This window comes from Bradyrhizobium elkanii USDA 76, from assembly GCF_023278185.1.
GTDB lineage: Bacteria > Pseudomonadota > Alphaproteobacteria > Rhizobiales > Xanthobacteraceae > Bradyrhizobium > Bradyrhizobium elkanii.
Map to the genome: position 1 here is coordinate 3,716,806 of NZ_CP066356.1, position 18,822 is coordinate 3,735,627.

The window sequence follows — 18,822 nt, forward strand, 5'->3', positions numbered from 1 at the left end:
CTTTAGGCGGTGTGCGCGGCGTAGGCGGCCTCATCCATCAGGCCGCCGAGCTCGCCCTTGTCGGCAATCTTCATCTTGAAGAACCAGGCCTTGCCGCCTGCGTCCGAATTGACCAGCGCGGGCTCGGCGGCGAGCGCGTCGTTGACCTCGACCACCTCGCCGGTGATCGGCGCGTAGACGTCGGAGGCGGCCTTGACGGATTCGACGACCGCGGCGGCCTCGGCCTTCTTCAGGCTGCGGCCGACCTTGGGCAGTTCGACGAACACGACGTCGCCGAGCTGCGACTGCGCATAGTCGGTGATGCCGATCGTGGCGACGTCGCCCTCGATGCGGAGCCATTCGTGGTCGGACGTGTACAGCGTCGTCATGGGGATCGATCCTTTGGCGTTTAGCGTTTGTAGGTATTGGGGACGAAGGGCGTTGCCGCGACCTTCAGGGGCAGCCGCTGGCCTCGCACTTCGGCGAAAACGGTGGTGCCGGCCGTGGAAAGGGCGGTAGGCAGATAGCCCATCGCGACCGGCGCATTGAGGCTCGGGCCGAAGCCGCCCGAGGTCACCTTGCCGATCTGCTCGGTCGAGGCGGCATCGGCGAACAATGCCGCGCCTTCGCGCACCGGGGCGCGGCCGTCGGGCTTCAGGCCGACCCGCCGGCGCCCGGCGCCATCTGCGAATTGCGCGAGAATCTTGTCGGCGCCCGGGAAGCCGCCGGCGCGGGCGCCGCCGCTGCGGCGAACCTTCTGCACCGACCATTCCAGCGCGCCTTCGACCGGCGTCGTCGTGGTGTCGATGTCATGGCCATAGAGGCACAGCCCGGCTTCGAGCCGCAGGCTGTCGCGCGCGCCGAGGCCGATCGGCAACACGTCGGGATTGTCGAGCAGCGCGGTGACCAGGGCTTCCGCCTTGTCCGCGGGCACCGAGATCTCGAAGCCGTCCTCGCCGGTATAGCCGGAGCGCGAGACGAAGCAGTCGATGTCGGCGACGCGGCGCGGACCGGCGTCCATGAATTTCATCGAACTGACATCTGGACAAAGTTTCGCCAGCGCCGATTCGGCTTTCGGCCCCTGCAGCGCGATCAGCGCGCGGTCGGCCAGCGCCACGATCTCGCAGCTATCGGAGAGATGCGCGCGCAGATGCGCCTCGTCCTCTTCCTTGCAGGCGGCGTTGACCACCAGGAACAGGTGATCGCCGAAATTCGCCACCATCAGGTCGTCGAGCAGGCCGCCCTCGTTGTTGGTGAACTGAGCGTAGCGCTGCCGTCCCGGCGCGATGCCAACGATGTCCTGCGGCACCAGTTTCTCCAGCGCGAGCGCCGCGTCGGCGACCTTGCCGGATTTGGCCTTCAGCACCAGCTGGCCCATGTGCGACACGTCGAACAGGCCGGCTTCCTTGCGGGTGTGCAGATGCTCCTTCAACACGCCGGCCGCATATTGCACCGGCATGTCGTAGCCGGCGAACGGCACCATCTTGGCGCCGCGCGCAAGGTGCAGCGCGTGCAGCGGGGTCTGTTTCAGCGGGGAAGTTTCGCTTGCAAGCATCACAGGGCCCTCGCGGTTCCCGTCGGGGACCTATTTCCCCTTGAGAAACCTGCAGAAAGCCCCATCTGTCGCTGTGCCTGAGAGTATTATCCCGTCGGCGGACGCATCGGGGCGAACCCCAGCGTCTCTTTCCAGATGTCAGACGTCACGCGGTCCTTTTGCCTGAGAGTTTCCGGGGCGGTTGCTCCTTCGGCGCCGGCGGTAAGGCCGGTCTCTCCCGACGTGACTAGGTATAGGTAGGTAGAAAACACGGCGCCACCAAGACTGTCAACGCAGCTGCAGCAACTATCCAATGGGCTTTGTGCTGCCGCGGCAAGCCCATGATCCGCCTGCACAGTTTCTGGACACCGCAGCTGGCAATGTCTAAAAGCGTTCGGCCGGAAAATGACGCCTTTTTGCGGCTGGCCGGCCCCTTTTTCCGATTGGATGAACATGAGCAGCGTCAACGACATCAGGTCGACATTTCTGAACTTCTTCAAGGAGAACGGGCACGAGATCGTGGCCTCGTCGCCGCTGGTTCCGCGCAACGACCCGACCTTGATGTTCACCAATGCCGGCATGGTGCAGTTCAAGAACGTCTTCACCGGCGTCGAGAAGCGCTCCTATCAGCGCGCCACGACGTCGCAGAAGTGCGTGCGCGCCGGCGGCAAGCATAACGACCTCGACAATGTCGGCTACACCGCGCGCCATCTCACCTTCTTCGAGATGCTCGGCAACTTCTCGTTCGGCGATTACTTCAAGGAGCGCGCGATCGAGCTCGCCTGGAATCTAATCACCAAGGATTTCGGGCTGAAGAAGGACAAGCTGCTGGTCACCGTCTACCACACCGACGACGAGGCGGCCGGCTACTGGAAGAAGATCGCGGGCTTCTCGGACGACCGCATCATCCGCATCCCGACCTCGGACAATTTCTGGGCGATGGGCGACACCGGCCCGTGCGGTCCGTGCTCCGAGATCTTCATCGACCGTGGCGAGCACATCTGGGGCGGCCCTCCGGGCAGCCCGGAGGAGGATGGCGATCGCTTCCTCGAATTCTGGAACCTCGTGTTCATGCAGTACGAGCAGGTGACGAAGGAGGAGCGCGTGGCGCTGCCGCGTCCCTCGATCGACACCGGCATGGGGCTGGAGCGCATGGCCTGCATCCTGCAGGGCGTCGAGAGCGTGTTCGAGACCGATCTGTTCCGTAACCTGATCGATGCGGCGGCGTCGGCCCTCGGCCACGGGCCGAGCGAGCAGAACCTGGCCTCGTACCGCGTGATTGCGGATCATCTGCGCTCGTCGGCGTTCCTGATCACCGACGGCGTGCTGCCGTCGAACGAGGGCCGCGGCTACGTGCTGCGCCGGATCATGCGCCGTGCGATGCGCCATGCGCAGCTCTTGGGCGCGAGCGAGCCGCTGATGCATCGCCTGGTCTGGGCGCTGGTCCGCGAGATGGGCCAGGCCTATCCGGATCTGGTCCGCGCCGAGAAGCTGATCGAGGAGACGCTGCGGCTGGAGGAGACGCGCTTCCGCAAGACGCTGGCGCGCGGCCTGTCGATCCTCGACGAGAAGAGCGCCGGCCTCAAGAAGGGCGACATGTTCGACGGCGACACCGCGTTCACGCTGTACGACACCTACGGCTTCCCGCTCGATCTGACGCAGGACGCGCTGAAGTCGCGCGGCATCAGCGTCGACCAGGCGTCGTTCACCGACGCGATGGAGCGGCAGCGCGTGAAGGCGCGCGCCTCCTGGGCAGGTTCGGGCGAGGCGGCGAGCGAGGCGATCTGGTTCCCGCTGCGCGAGAAGCTCGGCGCGACCGAATTCCTCGGCTACGAGACCGAGAGCGCGGAAGGCGCGGTGACGGCGCTGATCAAGGACGGCGCCGAGGTCGAGAGCCTGAACGCCGGCGAGAGCGGCGCGATCGTGCTGAACCAGACCCCGTTCTACGGCGAGTCCGGCGGCCAGGTCGGCGATACCGGCGTGCTGACCGGCGAGGGCGTCAAGTTCCGCGTCTCCGACACGCAGAAGAAGGCCGGCGATCTGTTCGTGCATCTTGGCACGGTGGAGCAGGGCACGCTCGGCGTCGGCACCGCACTGCAGCTCGAGGTCGATCACAGCAGGCGCTCATCGATCCGCGCCAACCATTCGGCGACGCATCTGTTGCACGAGGCGCTGCGCCAGGTCCTCGGCGATCACATCGCCCAGCGCGGCTCGCTGGTCACGCCGGACCGGCTGCGCTTCGACTTCGTGCATCCGAAGCAGATCACACCGGAAGAACTAGCCCGGATCGAGGACATCGCCAACGATGTCGTGCTGGAGAATGACGAGGTCACGACCCGGGTCATGGGCGTCGACGATGCCCGTGAGGCCGGCGCCCGCGCGCTGTTCGGCGAGAAGTACGGCGATGAGGTTCGCGTCGTGTCGATGGGCAAGGGTGCCCGCGATCACGGCCAGAACGCGCTTGGCTGGTCGGTCGAGCTCTGCGGCGGCACCCATGTCCGCCGCACCGGCGACATCGGCATGATCTCGGTGACCAGCGAGGGCGCGGTCGCGTCCGGCGTGCGCCGCATCGAGGCGCTGACCGGACATCACGCGCGCAAGCATGCCAACGACACCATCGCGCTGGCCAAGACCGCGGCGCTGGAGCTGCGCACCACGATCGACGACGTGCCGGCGCGCATCGCCGCGCTGATGGAGGAGCGCAAGAAGCTCGAGCGCGATCTGTCTGACGCCCGCAAGAAGCTCGCGATGGGTGGCGGCGGTGCGTCCAACGGCGCCGCCTCAGCCGTTCGCGAGGTCGGCAACGTCAAGCTGCTGGCACGCGCGGTCGAGGGCGTCGAGACCAAGGATCTCAAGAGTCTCGTCGACGACGGCAAGAAGCAGATCGGCTCGGGCGTGGTCGCGATCGTCGGCGTCACCGAGGACGGCAAGGCCGGCATCGTGGTCGGCGTCACCGCCGATCTGACCGCGCGGTTCAACGCGGTCGAGCTCGTGCGCAAGGGCTCCGAAGTGCTCGGCGGCAAGGGCGGCGGCGGCCGCCCCGACATGGCGCAGGCCGGCGGCCCCGACGGGGCCAAGGCCAATGCCGCACTGTCGGCGATCGAGCAGGCCATGAGTCAACAGGCATCGGCCGGCGCCTGACGGAGAGGCTGATGGTGGCGACGGCTCCGCTCAAGCCCACGATCAACGATCCCAGGCTGCGCGACCGTCTCTACGATCTGCTCGAACGCCATGACCTGCCGCATTCGGGCGGCTCGCATTTTGTTCGGCTCGTCATCGCGGTCATCGCCGTCGACGTGCTTGCGGCGATCCTGGGGTCGGTGCCAGAGATCGACGCGCAGGTCGGCTGGCTGCTCAGGGCGATCGAAATCGCGGCGGTCATCGCATTCGCGCTGGAATATGCCGCGCGCCTCTGGAGCGTGGTCGGTCACTCGCTGCGCGACATGACGCCGGCGCGGGCGCGGCTGGAATACGCCTTCTCGACGCTCGGCGTGATCGACCTGCTGGCCTTCCTGCCGTCGGCCGTCGCGCTTGCGGTTGGTGACAAGACCGCGCTGGTGCTGTTCGGCATGCTGCCGTTCCTCAAGCTGGTGCGCTATTCGACCGCAATGCGCTCGCTGCTGGCGGCGCTGCATGCCGAGCGGCGCACGCTGTTCGGCTGCGTGGTGATCCTGACCGGCGCGGTGCTGCTGTTCGCCTCGTTGCTCTATGCCATCGAGCACAAGGTGCAGCCGGACAAGTTCGGCACCATGCCGCAGGCGATGTGGTGGGCGATCGTGACGCTCGGCACCGTCGGTTACGGCGACGTCGTCCCGATCACGCCGCTCGGCCGGACCGTCACGGTGGTCGCGATCGTGGTCGGCTTTGCGATGATCGCGCTGCCGGTCGCGATCATCTCGACCGCGTTCGCCGACGAGGTCCGGCGCCGCGACTTCGTCGTGACCTGGGGCATGCTGGCGCGGGTGCCGCTGTTCTCGCATCTCAACGCCGCCGATATTTCCGACATCATGCGCCTGCTGCGGTCGCAAACCATCGAGGCCGGCGAGGTCCTGGTGCGGCGCGGCGATGCGGCGTCATCGATGTATTTCATCACCGCGGGCGAGGTCGAGATCGACCTGCCGAGCCAGCTTGTGCGGCTTTCCGACGGCGCGTTCTTCGGCGAGATCGCGCTGCTGCGGCGGACCAGCCGCTCCGGCACGGTGACGGCGACGCGCAAGACCAAGCTCCTGGTGCTCGATGCGCAGGACTTCCATGCCCTGATCGCGCGCATGCCGGCGCTCGCCGCCCATGTCCGGGAGACCGCCGAGGCGCGGCTCGCCGACCCGATCGCGGCCGGCGGCGACCTGGCCGCCGCAGAGATCGCCCAGGCGCCGTGCGAGACAGACGGCGGCATCCGCGATTAAAGCGGGATCAGTTTTGGTTGAATCGGCTTGGCGCGGCCTCGGTTCACCTCTCCCAAGGGAGAGGTGACCTTTCGACGCCGTTCCAACTCAACCTAATCTCATCAGGCTTTAGGCTCAGTCTCTCCGCAGGAACACGTAATCCGCCGAGTAGGCCGCGCCCTTCAGCGCGCCTGGTTTGTCGCAGGCGCCGCTGAGCTCGCCGCCCGAGGTGTTGATCCGCTGCACGGTTGCGACGCCGGAGAGCAGGCCGTTGCCGCGGTGGGCGATCACATCGAGCTTCAGCCAGGGAATATCGGCGGCGGTGGTGCCGGGCGCGCTGCCGGCGGTGCGGGCGGTCACGGCGCTGCCGTCGACATGCTCCCAGTTCGGACCCGCATAATGCCGGCCGACCGTGCGGTCCTCGGCAATCAGGGTGGCGACCGGTTCGCGGAACGACCAGGCGAGCTTGCCGTCGGTGACCGGCTTGCACTCATAGACCTGCACGCCCTCGGCATGGACCGACAGGACCGGGGACTCGCCGGGCGCCGCGACGGCGTCGGGCAGGGGACCGGCAGCAAATGCCGCCGACCCGGTGAGCGAGAACGATGCGAGCACGACGGCTCTGACAAGGGCCATGGTCATGCTCGCACCTGTCTTCCCAGGATGACGGCCTCAGGCCGCGATCGCCTTCACGAGGTTGTCGGACACCTTGTCGAGGAATCCGGTGGTCGAGAGCCAGCGCTGGTCGGCGCCGACCAGCAGCGCCAGGTCCTTGGTCATGTAGCCCTCTTCGACGGTGGCGACGCAGACCTTCTCCAGGGTGGTGGCGAACTTCGCCAGCGCCTCGTTGTTGTCGAGCTTGGCGCGATGGGCGAGGCCACGGGTCCAGGCGAAGATCGACGCGATCGAGTTGGTCGAGGTCTCCTTGCCCTTCTGGTGCTCGCGGTAGTGGCGGGTCACGGTGCCGTGGGCGGCCTCGGCTTCCACGGTCTTGCCGTCCGGGGTGAGCAGCACCGAGGTCATCAGGCCGAGCGAGCCGTAGCCCTGGGCCACGGTGTCGGACTGCACGTCGCCGTCATAGTTCTTGCAGGCCCAGACATAGCCGCCGGACCATTTCAGCGCCGAGGCCACCATGTCGTCGATCAGGCGGTGCTCGTAGGTCAGGCCCTTGGCGTCGAATTCCTTCTTGAACTCGCGGTCGAAGACGTCCTGGAAGATGTCCTTGAAGCGGCCGTCATAGACCTTCAGAATCGTGTTCTTGGTCGACAGATAGACCGGGTAGTTGCGCATCAGGCCGTAGTTGAACGAGGCGCGGGCGAAATCGGTGATGGAGTCGTCGAGATTGTACATCTCCATCGCGACGCCGGCGCCGGGCGCCTTGAACACTTCCTTCTCGATCACGGTGCCGTCCTCGCCGACGAACTTCAGCGACAGCGTGCCCTTGCCGGGGAACTTGATGTCGGTGGCGCGGTACTGGTCGCCATAGGCATGGCGGCCGATGATGATCGGCTTGGTCCAGCCGGGAACCAGGCGCGGCACGTTCTTGCAGATGATCGGCTCGCGGAAGATGCAGCCGCCGAGGATGTTGCGGATGGTGCCGTTCGGCGACTTCCACATCTGCTTCAGGCCGAACTCCTTCACCCGGGCCTCGTCGGGGGTAATGGTGGCGCATTTGACGCCGACGCCGACCTTCTTGATGGCTTCGGCGGCGTCGATGGTCACCTGGTCGTTGGTCTCATCGCGGTATTCCATGCCCAGATCGAAATAGAGCAGTTCGACATCCAGGAACGGGTTGATCAGCTTGTCCTTGATGTACTGCCAGATGATCCGGGTCATCTCGTCGCCATCGAGCTCGACGACGGGGTTGGATACCTTGATTTTTGCCATGACGGGGAGGCCCTCTTGGGAACGGCGCGCTTTTGACGGCGGGGGTGGAAAATACGCCTGCGCTATAGCACCGCCCGCCGACGGGCGAAAGCGCACCGGTTATGCACTTTCAGCCCATCTTTTCACCGAGAACCGCCATTCTGGACGGACCAGAATGGAGCCTCCCGGCCTGGTTTTTTGACGGGTTTTCTTCATGCGAACCGGTGCCCGCTTCGCTTGAAAACCCTCTAAAATGCGACCTGCGTCGCGGTGCCGGCCACGATGTACCAGGTCACGAACAGGCCCGCGATCAGGGCCCCCGGCAGGCTCGATCCGGTCCGCCGCCAGGTGAAGGTCGCGATCACGGCGACGATCGCGAGCAGCGGCACGAACTGGATCGCGACGATGGTCGAGAGCGGCACGAAACCGGGGTCCGGGACCGGGTTGAACAGCTTCCCCGTCAGCCACAGCGTGCCGTATTGCAGCACCAGCAACACGATGAAACCGAACGTCAGCGCCAGGATGTTGGTCAGGTACAGCGCCCCGCGCGGCGCATCCATGGTCGAGAAATTCCGGTGCAGCACGTGCAGCGCCACGACGAAAAACGCCGTGAACGGAATCAGATAGATCAGGAAGATGAGGAATTGCTTCGCGCTCATCAACTTGAGTGCGACGATCCAGAAGCGGAAGTCGATCTTGAAGGCGAGATCGGCGAGCCACAGCGCGGCGTAGCCGACCGCGACCGAAGCCAGCGCGATCACGACGGATTGACCGACGAGGCCGGTCCGGCTGGTGCGCTTCGGGGCGAACCGCATCAGGGCGAGCGTGATCAGGCCGTTGATGATGGCCCAGACCAGGATCTGGTTGGTGATGCCCTGCGGCAGGAACGCGCTCGGGGTGACGAAAGTGCCGCCCAGCGCAAAGGCCGGGTAATAGGTCAGCGCCGGGATGAAGGCGGACAGGATGAACGCCGTGGTCCAGCGCCGGCCGCTCGCGGCCTGATGTGGCGGCATGGTGCCGTCGGCAACCGCCGGCAGCCGCAGGCGGGAGAACATCCTGGCCTCCAGCAAACCGTCGAACGTCCCGATGACCAGGGCGATGAAACCGACGAGGGCGATGAGCGTGCCGATTTCCTTGCGGAACCAGATCTGGTCGTCGACCGGCCGCGGCGTGCCGCCCTTCAATGTCTTGGCGAACCAGTCGAGGCTGTAGCCGATCGCCTCATGCGAGATGTGCTCGGCCGGATGGGTCAACGCCGGGGTGTACAGCACCCGCGCGGTGCCGTCGGCCGGATCGCCATAGACCTTGCCCGGCTCGACCGCGCCTTGCGTGCCGAACAGCGCCCAGAGCTTTGGGCTCTTGGTGACGTCGCGGGCGAGCTGGACGCTCCACATCAGGTCGGGGAATTCCTCGTACTGCGCGAACACCAGCGCGGTGTTGCGCGGCCAGCTCACGGTGCCCTCGGCAGCGAATGGCTTGCCGGTGGACGAGCCCTCGAGCACCATCGACTTGTAGTCGTTGGGCATTGCTGCCGCGGCGGCGAGCACGGTCCAGCCGCCCATCGAATGGCCCTCGAGCCCGATATTCTCCTTGTCGACGAATTGGAGGCTGCGCAGATAGGCAAGGCCGTCAGGTCCGCCAAAACCGTTGGCGAAGGAGGGCGGGTCGCTATAGCCGTGGCCGGTCTGGTCGAGCGCCAGCACCACGTAGCCGCGGCGGGCGAACTCGATGGCGAAGCCGTCCTGGGTCTCGCGCGAATTGATATAGCCGTGGACGGCGAGGATGCCGGGCGCCGGAATCTGCGGCGTGGCATTTGGTGGGATATAAAGCAGGGCGCTCATGGTATTGCCCTTGGCGCCCTTGAAGCGCACATCCTCGATCCGGATGCCGCCGGAGGTCTGCGTGAAGTGGGCGAGCAGGCCCCCCGCCACGATCAAGATCAGGCCCAAAATCGCCAGCGTCCATCTGCCCCGCATCGTCGTCCCCCAAGGTGCCTCGCCGTTCAACCGGCGTCTCAAGCGTGCCTTTACAGCTTCGCTTTGGTTGTGGTTGATAGCCTATCCGAAGGCCAAGTGCGCGCAAGCGGCAGCCTTCGCTTCGTGCGATTGGGACTCCGATTGAGGATTCGCAAACGCCGCTAACCCTGTTATCTCCTTGGAGAAAATGGTCCCGCGCAAAACCGGTGCAAAGCTGGTCGATGCGGTCTTGGGCCCCTGCATGAGATTTTGAATCAGCCTCCTCGGAAGCTGATTCAAAATCTTCAGACGTTGAATCAGAAAGTGAAGTGAGATGTCCGGCACCGACAAGACCAAGGCAGGGCACGACCTTGCCGGTCCCGTCGTCATCCTGGTCGAGCCGCAGCTTGGCGAGAACATCGGCATGGCCGCGCGCGCGATGGGCAACTTCGCGCTGTCGAGGATGCGCATCGTGAACCCGCGCGACGGCTGGCCGAACATTGCCGCCCAGCGCGCCGCCGCCGGCGCCGACCACATCATCGGTTCCGTCGAGCTGTTCGACACCGTCGAGCAGGCGATCGCCGATCTCACGCTGGTGTTTGCAACCACCGCCCGGGCCCACGACCAGGCCAAGCCGGTGGTCGGGCCGGAAGGCGCGGCGAGTGCGATCGTCGGTCATGTCGCATCCGGCGGCGGCGCCGGCATTCTGTTCGGGCGCGAGCGCGCCGGCCTGACCAATGAAGAGGTCGCGCTCGCCAACCGCATCATCACCTTCCCGGTGAATCCGGGCTTCGCCTCGCTCAATCTGGCGCAGGCGGTGCTGTTGATGGGCTACGAGTGGTTCAAGCTCTCGACCGCCGGCGCGCTGCCGTTCGCGATGCCCGAGCGGTCCGAGCCGGCCTCCCAGCACCAGATGCAGGCGTTCTTCGACAACCTCGTCGCCGAGCTCGACAAGGTCGAGTTCCTGCGGCCGGCGGAGAAGCGCGACACCATGCTGGTGAACCTGCGCAACATCTTCACCCGGATGGATCCGACCAAGCAGGACATGCACACGCTGCATGGGGTGGTGATGGCGATCGCCGAGGGCCGCAAGGGCCCCGCCAAGGGCGGGGTGCTCGACGGCGCCCAGGCGACGCGCTTGCGGGCGCTGCTCGCCGAGCAGGGGCAGGGTGGCGCGACCGCCGATAGCAGCAGCACCGTGCGCGGGCTCGCCCGGCTGCTCCGCCGCAACCCGACCGACGCCGAACGGATCCTGTGGCAGGCGCTGACGCGGGACCGCCGCTTCGCCGGCCAGTTCAAGCGCCAGACCCCGGTCGGCCGCCACATCCCCGACTTCGTCTCCTTCGTGCACCGGCTCGCGATCGAACTGGTCAACCCGAACGAGAGCGAGGCGATCGGGGCCGACCGCGCCAAGCGCAGAGCCTGGCTCGAGGCGCGCGACTACCGGGTGGTCGACATGCAGGTGGCCGAAGTCGAGCGCAATCTCGACGGCGAACTCGCGCGGCTGGAGGCGGGGCTGCAGCAGGCGCGGTGAAGATCGCCGCCGCTCTCTCCCCGTCCTACGCGTGGATTTGAGCGCGTAGCCCCCTCCACGCGTCGTCCCTGCGAAAGCACTAGGGCATGCACATATTTGGTGCGGCGGATTGACTCGGGATGGAGACAGGGGATTCCAGAATCGGCGATCCGTGTGATTTCTATTGCGACGCTCCAGGTTGGACGGGGGTGTCGGGTGTTGTTACGAATTGACTGGACGTTAGGACGGTTCGGGGATCGTCGTCTCGATAAAGGGGGGCGGCGCTCGTCGAACGCATGGTTGCGGGCAAGACGGTCTGCCTGCGGCGGCTTTCCAGGGGTGATCGTGCGCTGGAGGTGCGGTTCAACCGCTTTCTCGGCCACGACAAGGTGACGGCGGAGCGGATCATCGAAAGCTGGGGCGACAGCACGGTTGCCGCGGTAGAGGGCCGCCATGTGCTGGCGATCCAGGACACCAGCGAGATCCACTTCAACACCACGCCGCAACGCCGGCGCGGGCTCGGCGAAATCGGCAAGGGCAATAACCACGGCGTGCTGCTGCATCCGCTGCTGGCCGTGGATGCCGACGATGGCAGCTGTCTTGGACTTTTGAGTGGGCAGGTATGGACGCGCCAGGGGCGTCGCACCACGACGCATGACGCACGTGACTTGTCTGACAAGGAATCGCAACGCTGGATATCCACCGCCATTGCGGCCAAGCCGCTGCTCACCGCTGCCGGAACGGTGACGGTCCTCGGTGATCGCGAGAGCGATATCTTTGCCCTTTATGCCAGCTCGGCCGAGCAGCACTTCCATGTCATCGCGCGCAGCATGCATGATCGCAAGCTTGCCGACCGCACCGGCCTGTATGAGGCCACCGACGCCATGCCTGTGGTGGATCGGAGGGCGATCCAACTGCCTGCGCGCGCGGCGCGACCGGCACGTCAGGCCCATCTCGAACTCCGCTTTGGCGCAATCGAGCTTGCCCGCCCGCAGAGCAAGTTCCTGCGCCATTTGCCGAAAAGCTTGCCGCTGGCGGTGGTCGACGTGTGCGAGATCAATGCCGGGCCCGGCGCAGAGCCGCTGCACTGGCGTCTGATCACCTCTCACGAGATCGCCACCGTCGACGACGCCTGGCGTATCGTCGAATGGTACAAGCAGCGCTGGATCATCGAGCAGTTCTTCCGCGTCCTGAAGACGCAGGGCCTCAAGCTCGAAGACAGCCAGATCGGAACCGCCGATCGTCTCCTCAAACTGGTCGCTATCGCCGCCAAGGCAGCCGTCATCACCATCCAGCTTCTGCAAGCGCGCGATGGCGGTCAGCAGCCCATTCGCGTTGCCTTCAACGACAACGAGATCAACGCGCTTGCCGCCCTCAACCGGCAACTCGAGGCCAGGAGCAAGCGACTGAAAAACCCACATCCGCCCGACAGCCTCACCTGGGCAGCCTGGATCATCGGCCGCCTTGGCGGTTGGGACGGCTACCCGTCGTCTAAACCTCCAGGCCCCATCACCTTCAAAAATGGCCTCGAATACTTCCTGGCCGTCGCAGCAGGATGGAGCCTCAGAGATATGTGCATGCCCTAGTGCGAAAGCAGGGACCCATACGCCGCGGCTTGTGTTGTTGAAGTGACTCGTTGTTCCACCGTCGCAAGACAATCAGCGTTTGGGGTAATGGATCCCTGCTTTCGCAGGGACGACGCATGTGTTGCGCGGCCGGTGAGTCACACATCCGCATTCTCGCGACGCGCTTCGCCCGAGCTTTGCTCGTCGTTTCGCCGCTCTGATTACAGAGGGCGAAGGGAAAGCCGAGTGCCGACCACAGGCGCGGTGTGGCGCGGATGGCGTGATATCTGCCTTCACAATCCAGTAGGCGGCATCTCGCTAGGCTGACGCCGACACGAGCCACAGACCCACATGCAGGTCGCGCCCATCGGCTCCGATGCTTGCGGCGAGCGCGTTGCGTACCGCTTCCATGGCGCGGCGACGTTGATCGTCCGTGGCATTCTCGAGCAGTGCAGGCAGCGGGCCGGCCTGGGTGATGAAGGCCATGCTTTGCGCGATGTCGCCGCCATGGATCGGCACGTCGGTGGCCTTGAGCGTAATCTCGTGAAACCCCGCCTCGGTCAGGATACCGCGAACGCGCTCCTCGCGCGCGAACGAAAACATCCCGGGCGCCAATGGATCGAGCGGCGGCTGAGGCGGCACGTGCGGTCGTGCCGCCTCGATCGGCACGCGAAACCACGGCGACTCCGGCATGGTGCGAAAACAGACGAACACCAGCCGCCCGCCGGCTTTCATTCCGCTGCGGATGTTGGTGAAGGCCTTGATCGGGTCATCGAAGAACATCAGGCCAAAACGCGAATACACCAGATCCGCCCAGCGAGGTTCGAAGCCGTAGATCGTCGCGTCGGCCAGCGCACAAGTCACGTTGCCAAATCCCGTCTCGGCGACACGATGCCTGGCCAGATCCAGCATCGGGGCCGAGATATCGACACCCAACACGGCACCTGACGGACCAACAATCCTGGCGAACGCCAACAGTGTGTCACCGGTGCCGCATCCGATATCGATTACACGCTCACCCCGCTTTGCCGCCGCAGCACCCAAGCTGACGCTGGTGACCGACGTGAAGACATCGCTGATCACCGCTTGCTGCGAAACCCATGAGTGCCCCATGGTGCTGTTCCAAAACTCTGCTCCCCGGGGGTTTGCGGTAGGCGTCTGCATTTGATCAATCTCCTGGTGCTGAAAATCCAACCGAGTGTCGGCTGAAAACAAACTGCAAAAAATTCCAAATGGAATGCGAACTGCAGCCGACGCGCTTCCCATGTCGGCTTCAGGCCCTCAGGACGTCCTTGCACGATCCGCATCTGATCGATGCTGGACGGCGCTCAGGTGGTGGAGTCATTGCCGCCGCCCTTCGGCTTGGATATCGGGGGGATGCAGCTGCCGAAACGTGGATCGAGCGGATCGTAGCGCGACTTCATTCTCGCAACGACGTAGAGCGCCGCCAGTGCGAAGGAGCCGAGCAACAGCAGGCCCCATGCAGGTGGCGGACCTGCAATCAAAAGCACTGCTGCCCCAACGAGGGCTGACGCGAAAATGCCCGAAGACAATTTTGCAGCCATGACCGGCTCCGCAGCTAGCGCAGGGACGGGATACTACCCCTGAAATCGTTCTGTTTGTGAGAGGCCGACTGCGACACGCCGGCGCAGATATCTCCACCTGCGCGGTGATTCAGGGCCAGGACTTCGGGACGGATACCGTGCAGCTGAATGGAGGTTGAGTTGGCCCGGCTCACTTGCTCACTGCCGCGTGGATGGCGCGGCAGTGTTGTACCAGAGCCTCGTGCGAGACCACGAATTGCTTCAACGGCGTGTTGATGTCGTAGAAGTAGATGTTGGCCACGAAGCCATAGATGCCGGCATCGACGGTCGTCGGTTTGTCACCATGCACATAGCCTTGGCTCGGGATCAGGCTCGCCAGTGCGGCGAGATCGGCGAGCCCGCGGGCCATCGCGGCGTCGGGCTCGAAGCGGCCGATGCCCTGATAGTAATAGCGCCGGGCGTTGAACTCCTTGGCCTTCATCAAGCCGTCATCGGTGAGGCCCGGATGCTCGCGCATGAGCGCATCGCGGAACAGGGGCCGGTAGCGCTCGTCCTGCCAGCGCGAATAGGACATTACCCAGTAGAGATCGTCGAGCGTCCGCGTGACGAGGAGATTGGTCGTGCGCTGCGCCGGCGTCAGCGCGGCATCAAGCGCCACGCCATATTTTCCGGTGACATAGGCGAGGATGGTCTCGCTGTCGCCGACAGTGTCACGGCCGTCGACGATATAGGGCAATTGCTGGCGCGGCGCCTTCGACGCATCGAAGATGTGCTCGTGCAGGAACGGCACGCCGGCGAGCTTCAGAAAGGCGAATACCTTCAGGCCATAGCCATTGTTGTCGGCGACGCCGAACAGCGGCGGATAGGAATAGAGCGTGAGCATGGCGGCTCGTCACGTTCGAGTGTGACCACAGGCTATCTCAGAATTGGTCAGCTGGAAACGCCAGGTAGTTAAGCCCGCGTGTTGCGTCGCAGCGCCTGAAACGATTGCCTACAATCCGTAGTTGATGTCTTATTGCAGTCCTCGTCCCGGGTCGGGCGATTTTTAATACAGATATTTTCAGGGAGGAATTGCGATGCTGCGGACGTGCTTCTCATGCCTATTCCTGATGGTCTTTTCGTTGTCGGCAATGGCTGCGGACGGTGATTCCAAGCAAAAGGTCGAAGGGATTGCTTCCGAATATGCGGCGAGCTTCAACAAGCAGGACGGCGCGGGAATTGCCGCGCTGTTCGCGACCGGTGGCATCCACGTGAATCCCGCGGGGCCGCGCTCCGACATTGCGGAGTTTTATCAAGGTGCCTTCAAGGCCGGGTTCGACCACGAGGAAATCACGGTGGACCAGGCATGGCCGATCGGCTCGGACATGGCGCTCGCCATCGGCGGGTATCGCATCTCGGGCAAAAACCAAAGCGGCGCGCCTATCGAGACAGGGGGCATCTGGACGGCAACTTACGTGACCGAGGGAGGCAAGCTTAAAATTCGCCTGCTGTCGGCGATGCCCAAACCGCCGCCTCCGAAGTAGGAGGGGCATCCCCTTGTTCGATCCCGCCGCGCGCTTCGGCGCGCGGTTTCGACGACGTCTATGGGCGCATTTCGCGCCAGCGGTGCACGCTTCGGACGATCAAGCCTTCGAGATGCCGCCGTCGATCACCGGCCCCAGGATCTCGTAGCGTTCGCCGCTGAAGCGCACCAGTTGCAACTGCTCGAGCGGATAGTAGTCGGTCGGCGAGGTGTTGACCTTGATGCCTGACAGCAGGAGGTCGGATTCGAAATCCCTCAGGTTCGCCGCCTGTTTGATGATGCTTTCGGACGAGACATCGTCGCCGCACTGCTTGAGCACCTGAACCATGACCTGGCTGACGACATAGGCGATCGCGGCGTAGATGTCGTTCTTGGCCGCCGCCGGATCGTATTTGTCGAGAAACGCCCGCCACTTCACCACCGCGGGATCGCTGTCCCAGGCGGCGTCGACGGGGTCCTTCATGTAGGCGCTCGAGATGATGCCCTTGGAAATGTCGAAGCCCGCGGCCTTCAGCGTCGAGCCAGCGGAGGAGGCGTTGTTGCCGATATAATGCGTCGGCTGCCAGTTCAGCTCGGCGACCTTCTTGATGCCCTGGGCCGCGAATTTCGGCGTCGTCATGCTCATGAACACGTTGGCGCCGGCGGATTTGCATCGCACCACCTGGCTGTCGATGGTCGGATCCGACGTCTCATAGGACAACTCCGCCACGATCGACGATGTCCTGCCGCCAAGTCCGTCCTTGAACCCCTTCAAGACGTCGCGGCCGAAATCGTCGTTCTGGTAGATGATGCCGATCTTGGCATCCGGCTGGGTCGCGAGAACGTGCTGCGCGAAGGTCCGCCCCTCGATCTGATAGCAGGGCATGAAGCCCATCGTGTACGGGAAGTTCTTGTGGTCGCCGAACTTGGTGGCGCCGGAAGCGATGAACAGATGCGGGATCTTCTTCTGGTTCATGTATTTCATGATCGCCGCATTGGTCGGCGCACCGAGCGGCGAGAACAGAACGTCGATCTCGTCGCCTTCGACGAGCTTGCGCGCCTGTTCCACTGTCTTGGCCGGGCTGTAGGCGTCGTCATAGGTGATGTATTTGATCATGCGGCCGTTGATGCCGCCTTGCTCGTTGATCATCTTGAAATAGCCGCCGGGCGTGCGGCCGATCGACGAATAGACCGCAGCCGGTCCCGAATAGGCGTCGATATTGCCGATGACGATCTCGGTCTTGCCCTCCGTCTTACCCTTGGCGACGGCGGGCTTGCCGAGCAGCAGCGTGGCTGACGTGGCGGCAGCGCCCTTGATGAGATGACGGCGGGTTGGCTGGGGTGAACGGGGCCTTGTCATTGTATTCCTCCGCTTCTTCTTGTTGGCCGTTTGGCATTATTGGCCGTTTTGGCAGCCTCTGACGGGCATGTCGGCGTGAAGCATTTCATAGTGCCCAAGCCGGATCAAAACCAGTCTATGAAAGGAGCGCGGTGGAACTTGTGCGCAGTCGCTATCAGCAGAAATATTCGGCAGCCGCCGCGCGGCGTGACGGAATGTTTTTCCACCCTCGGTTACCGAAACGCCGCCCCGAATTGCTATACTGCGGCAGATATCGCGGCGATTTCGGCAGGGTGGACCGATGGCGAAAGCACTGGAAGGCAAGGTAGCGGCCGTGACCGGCGCGGCGTCGGGCATTGGACTGGCGAGCAGCGAGGCGATGCTGGCCGCGGGCGCGCGCGTGGTGATGGTCGACCGCGACGCCGCCGCGCTGCAGGCGCTCGGGCGCAAGCACGGCGATGCGGCAATCCCGCTGCTGATCGACCTGCTCGATCCCGGCGATTGCGCGACGCTGCTGCCGAAGGTGCTCGAGAAGGCCGGCCAGCTCGACATCCTGCACGCCAATGCCGGGACCTATGTCGGCGGCGACCTCGTCGATGCCGACACCGCTGCGATCGACCGGATGCTGAACCTCAACGTCAACGTCGTGATGAAGAACGTGCACGATGTGCTGCCGCACATGATCGCGCGCGGCACCGGCGACATCATCGTCACGAGCTCGCTCGCCGCGCATTTCCCGACGCCGTGGGAGCCGGTCTATGCGTCGTCGAAATGGGCGGTCAACTGCTTCGTCCAGACGGTGCGGCGCCAGGTGTTCAAGCACGGCATCCGCGTCGGCTCGATCTCGCCCGGACCCGTCATCAGCGCGCTGCTGGCGGACTGGCCGCCCGAGAAGCTTGAGGAGGCCAAGGCGGCCGGAAGCCTGCTGGAGGCCAGCGACGTCGCCGAGGTCGTGATGTTCATGCTGACCCGGCCGCGCGGCATGACGATCCGCGACGTCGTGATGCTGCCAACGAATTTCGATTTGTAGGATTTGCGTGCCGCCCGGGCCGAGGCCAAATTTTGTCCGGCGCGGCGGGATTATTCCGCGCCACCCAGTGTTCGAGAGGGCACACAACAACAATTCTCAGGGAGGCTTTTCATGCGTCGTTTCAGTCTGGCTTTGTTCTCGTCCGTCACCGTCCTTACCGCCACGCCTGCACTGGCGCAGGCGCCGCTGGTCGAGAAGAACGTCTCGATGGCAATGTCGCTGGCGATCATGCAGGCGGCGCTCGATCAGTGCACCAAGGACGGCTACAAGGTCTCGGTCGTGATCGTCGACAAGGGCGGCAATGTCGCGGCGTCGGTGCGTGGCGACGGCACCGGTCCGCACACGATGGAATTCGCGCGGATGAAGGCCTACACCGCGCGCACCCGTAGCCAGACCTCGCTTGCCACCATGAAGCAGATGGAAGATCCGGCCAACGCCTTCCTGAAGCAGATCCCGAACGTGGTCGGCGTCGGCGGCGGCGTGCCGATCAAGGCCGGCAACGAGGTGATCGGCGGCGTCGGTGTCTCGGGCGCACCGGGCGGCGAGAAGGATGAGGTCTGCGCCAATGCCGGCCTTGCGAAGGTGGCGGACGCGCTGAAGTAGCGCGGACACCG

The 18,822-nt window shown here is 64.6% G+C and carries 16 protein-coding genes and 1 riboswitch; of the genes, 7 read left to right on the forward strand and 9 right to left on the reverse strand.

Annotation, left to right across the window (positions count from 1 at the left end; translation table 11 throughout):
- Positions 1-2: 2 nt before the first annotated feature.
- Both gcvH and gcvT read right to left on the reverse strand, forming a co-directional pair.
- Positions 3-368 (reverse strand): glycine cleavage system protein GcvH, encoded by a 366-nt coding sequence (gene gcvH / locus JEY66_RS17905; RefSeq protein WP_016848516.1) that lies wholly within the window; start codon positions 366-368, stop codon positions 3-5.
- A gap of 20 nt (positions 369-388) precedes the next feature.
- On the reverse strand, positions 389-1,534 hold the full coding sequence (gene gcvT / locus JEY66_RS17910) for a glycine cleavage system aminomethyltransferase GcvT (RefSeq protein WP_016848515.1): 1,146 nt from the start codon (positions 1,532-1,534) through the stop codon (positions 389-391).
- Positions 1,535-1,675: 141 nt separating this feature from the next.
- A riboswitch (glycine riboswitch) is annotated at positions 1,676-1,764 on the reverse strand.
- Positions 1,765-1,966: 202 nt separating this feature from the next.
- Here gcvT and alaS point away from each other — a divergent pair.
- The gene (gene alaS, locus JEY66_RS17915) at positions 1,967-4,654 is read left to right on the forward strand and encodes an alanine--tRNA ligase (protein WP_026192991.1); all 2,688 of its coding nucleotides are present in this window, start codon (positions 1,967-1,969) and stop codon (positions 4,652-4,654) included.
- Positions 4,655-4,665: 11 nt separating this feature from the next.
- Complete coding sequence (locus tag JEY66_RS17920; RefSeq protein ID WP_018272438.1) at positions 4,666-5,916, forward strand: cyclic nucleotide-gated ion channel; 1,251 nt, start codon at positions 4,666-4,668, stop codon at positions 5,914-5,916.
- A 114-nt stretch (positions 5,917-6,030) separates the two neighbouring features.
- Here JEY66_RS17920 and JEY66_RS17925 read toward each other — a convergent pair whose 3' ends face one another.
- From JEY66_RS17925 to JEY66_RS17935, 3 genes are all read right to left on the reverse strand, one after another.
- Positions 6,031-6,531, reverse strand: coding sequence for a DUF3455 domain-containing protein (locus JEY66_RS17925; RefSeq protein WP_050994324.1), 501 nt, complete (start codon positions 6,529-6,531; stop codon positions 6,031-6,033).
- A gap of 36 nt (positions 6,532-6,567) precedes the next feature.
- Positions 6,568-7,782 (reverse strand): NADP-dependent isocitrate dehydrogenase, encoded by a 1,215-nt coding sequence (locus JEY66_RS17930; RefSeq protein ID WP_016848511.1) that lies wholly within the window; start codon positions 7,780-7,782, stop codon positions 6,568-6,570.
- 227 nt (positions 7,783-8,009) lie between these two features.
- Entirely contained in the window at positions 8,010-9,737 is a 1,728-nt protein-coding gene (locus JEY66_RS17935) for an alpha/beta hydrolase family protein (protein WP_016848510.1), read from the reverse strand.
- Between the two features lie 313 nt (positions 9,738-10,050).
- Between JEY66_RS17935 and JEY66_RS17940 the strand changes: the two genes are divergently transcribed.
- Positions 10,051-11,250 (forward strand): TrmJ/YjtD family RNA methyltransferase, encoded by a 1,200-nt coding sequence (locus tag JEY66_RS17940; RefSeq protein WP_018272436.1) that lies wholly within the window; start codon positions 10,051-10,053, stop codon positions 11,248-11,250.
- A gap of 275 nt (positions 11,251-11,525) precedes the next feature.
- Positions 11,526-12,815: an IS4 family transposase gene (locus JEY66_RS17945; protein WP_018269112.1), complete on the forward strand. Its 1,290-nt coding sequence runs from the start codon at positions 11,526-11,528 to the stop codon at positions 12,813-12,815.
- A 297-nt stretch (positions 12,816-13,112) separates the two neighbouring features.
- Here JEY66_RS17945 and JEY66_RS17950 read toward each other — a convergent pair whose 3' ends face one another.
- The 3 genes from JEY66_RS17950 to JEY66_RS17960 form a co-directional block, all read right to left on the reverse strand.
- Positions 13,113-13,958: a class I SAM-dependent methyltransferase gene (locus tag JEY66_RS17950; protein WP_026192990.1), complete on the reverse strand. Its 846-nt coding sequence runs from the start codon at positions 13,956-13,958 to the stop codon at positions 13,113-13,115.
- Between the two features lie 164 nt (positions 13,959-14,122).
- The gene (locus tag JEY66_RS17955; RefSeq protein WP_125459147.1) at positions 14,123-14,359 is read right to left on the reverse strand and encodes a hypothetical protein; all 237 of its coding nucleotides are present in this window, start codon (positions 14,357-14,359) and stop codon (positions 14,123-14,125) included.
- Between the two features lie 169 nt (positions 14,360-14,528).
- The gene (locus tag JEY66_RS17960) at positions 14,529-15,221 is read right to left on the reverse strand and encodes a glutathione S-transferase C-terminal domain-containing protein (RefSeq protein WP_016845021.1); all 693 of its coding nucleotides are present in this window, start codon (positions 15,219-15,221) and stop codon (positions 14,529-14,531) included.
- A 193-nt stretch (positions 15,222-15,414) separates the two neighbouring features.
- On the opposite strand from JEY66_RS17960, the gene JEY66_RS17965 reads away from it, so the two are divergent.
- Positions 15,415-15,861 (forward strand): YybH family protein, encoded by a 447-nt coding sequence (locus JEY66_RS17965; RefSeq protein WP_085964840.1) that lies wholly within the window; start codon positions 15,415-15,417, stop codon positions 15,859-15,861.
- A 99-nt stretch (positions 15,862-15,960) separates the two neighbouring features.
- On the opposite strand, the gene JEY66_RS17970 is transcribed toward JEY66_RS17965, so the two are convergent.
- Positions 15,961-17,199, reverse strand: coding sequence for an ABC transporter substrate-binding protein (locus tag JEY66_RS17970; RefSeq protein WP_016845023.1), 1,239 nt, complete (start codon positions 17,197-17,199; stop codon positions 15,961-15,963).
- A 280-nt stretch (positions 17,200-17,479) separates the two neighbouring features.
- Between JEY66_RS17970 and JEY66_RS17975 the strand changes: the two genes are divergently transcribed.
- Both JEY66_RS17975 and JEY66_RS17980 read left to right on the forward strand, forming a co-directional pair.
- On the forward strand, positions 17,480-18,208 hold the full coding sequence (locus JEY66_RS17975) for an SDR family oxidoreductase (RefSeq protein ID WP_018272434.1): 729 nt from the start codon (positions 17,480-17,482) through the stop codon (positions 18,206-18,208).
- Positions 18,209-18,319: 111 nt separating this feature from the next.
- Entirely contained in the window at positions 18,320-18,811 is a 492-nt protein-coding gene (locus tag JEY66_RS17980; RefSeq protein ID WP_018272433.1) for a GlcG/HbpS family heme-binding protein, read from the forward strand.
- The last annotated feature ends 11 nt before the right edge of the window (positions 18,812-18,822 follow it).

What these genes read in the sequence shown, in the direction of transcription:
- JEY66_RS17960 (WP_016845021.1), bottom strand. Translation starts at nt 15,221, where the DNA reads ATGCTCACGCTCTATTCCTATCCGCCGCTGTTCGGCGTCGCCGACAAC.
- JEY66_RS17975 (WP_018272434.1), top strand. Translation starts at nt 17,480, where the DNA reads ATGGCGAAAGCACTGGAAGGCAAGGTAGCGGCCGTGACCGGCGCGGCG.
- gcvT (WP_016848515.1), bottom strand. Translation starts at nt 1,534, where the DNA reads ATGCTTGCAAGCGAAACTTCCCCGCTGAAACAGACCCCGCTGCACGCG.
- JEY66_RS17925 (WP_050994324.1), bottom strand. Translation starts at nt 6,531, where the DNA reads ATGGCCCTTGTCAGAGCCGTCGTGCTCGCATCGTTCTCGCTCACCGGG.
- alaS (WP_026192991.1), top strand. Translation starts at nt 1,967, where the DNA reads ATGAGCAGCGTCAACGACATCAGGTCGACATTTCTGAACTTCTTCAAG.
- JEY66_RS17980 (WP_018272433.1), top strand. Translation starts at nt 18,320, where the DNA reads ATGCGTCGTTTCAGTCTGGCTTTGTTCTCGTCCGTCACCGTCCTTACC.
- JEY66_RS17965 (WP_085964840.1), top strand. Translation starts at nt 15,415, where the DNA reads ATGCTGCGGACGTGCTTCTCATGCCTATTCCTGATGGTCTTTTCGTTG.
- JEY66_RS17930 (WP_016848511.1), bottom strand. Translation starts at nt 7,782, where the DNA reads ATGGCAAAAATCAAGGTATCCAACCCCGTCGTCGAGCTCGATGGCGAC.
- gcvH (WP_016848516.1), bottom strand. Translation starts at nt 368, where the DNA reads ATGACGACGCTGTACACGTCCGACCACGAATGGCTCCGCATCGAGGGC.
- JEY66_RS17940 (WP_018272436.1), top strand. Translation starts at nt 10,051, where the DNA reads ATGTCCGGCACCGACAAGACCAAGGCAGGGCACGACCTTGCCGGTCCC.
- JEY66_RS17920 (WP_018272438.1), top strand. Translation starts at nt 4,666, where the DNA reads ATGGTGGCGACGGCTCCGCTCAAGCCCACGATCAACGATCCCAGGCTG.
- JEY66_RS17950 (WP_026192990.1), bottom strand. Translation starts at nt 13,958, where the DNA reads ATGCAGACGCCTACCGCAAACCCCCGGGGAGCAGAGTTTTGGAACAGC.
- JEY66_RS17945 (WP_018269112.1), top strand. Translation starts at nt 11,526, where the DNA reads ATGGTTGCGGGCAAGACGGTCTGCCTGCGGCGGCTTTCCAGGGGTGAT.
- JEY66_RS17955 (WP_125459147.1), bottom strand. Translation starts at nt 14,359, where the DNA reads ATGGCTGCAAAATTGTCTTCGGGCATTTTCGCGTCAGCCCTCGTTGGG.
- JEY66_RS17970 (WP_016845023.1), bottom strand. Translation starts at nt 17,199, where the DNA reads ATGACAAGGCCCCGTTCACCCCAGCCAACCCGCCGTCATCTCATCAAG.
- JEY66_RS17935 (WP_016848510.1), bottom strand. Translation starts at nt 9,737, where the DNA reads ATGCGGGGCAGATGGACGCTGGCGATTTTGGGCCTGATCTTGATCGTG.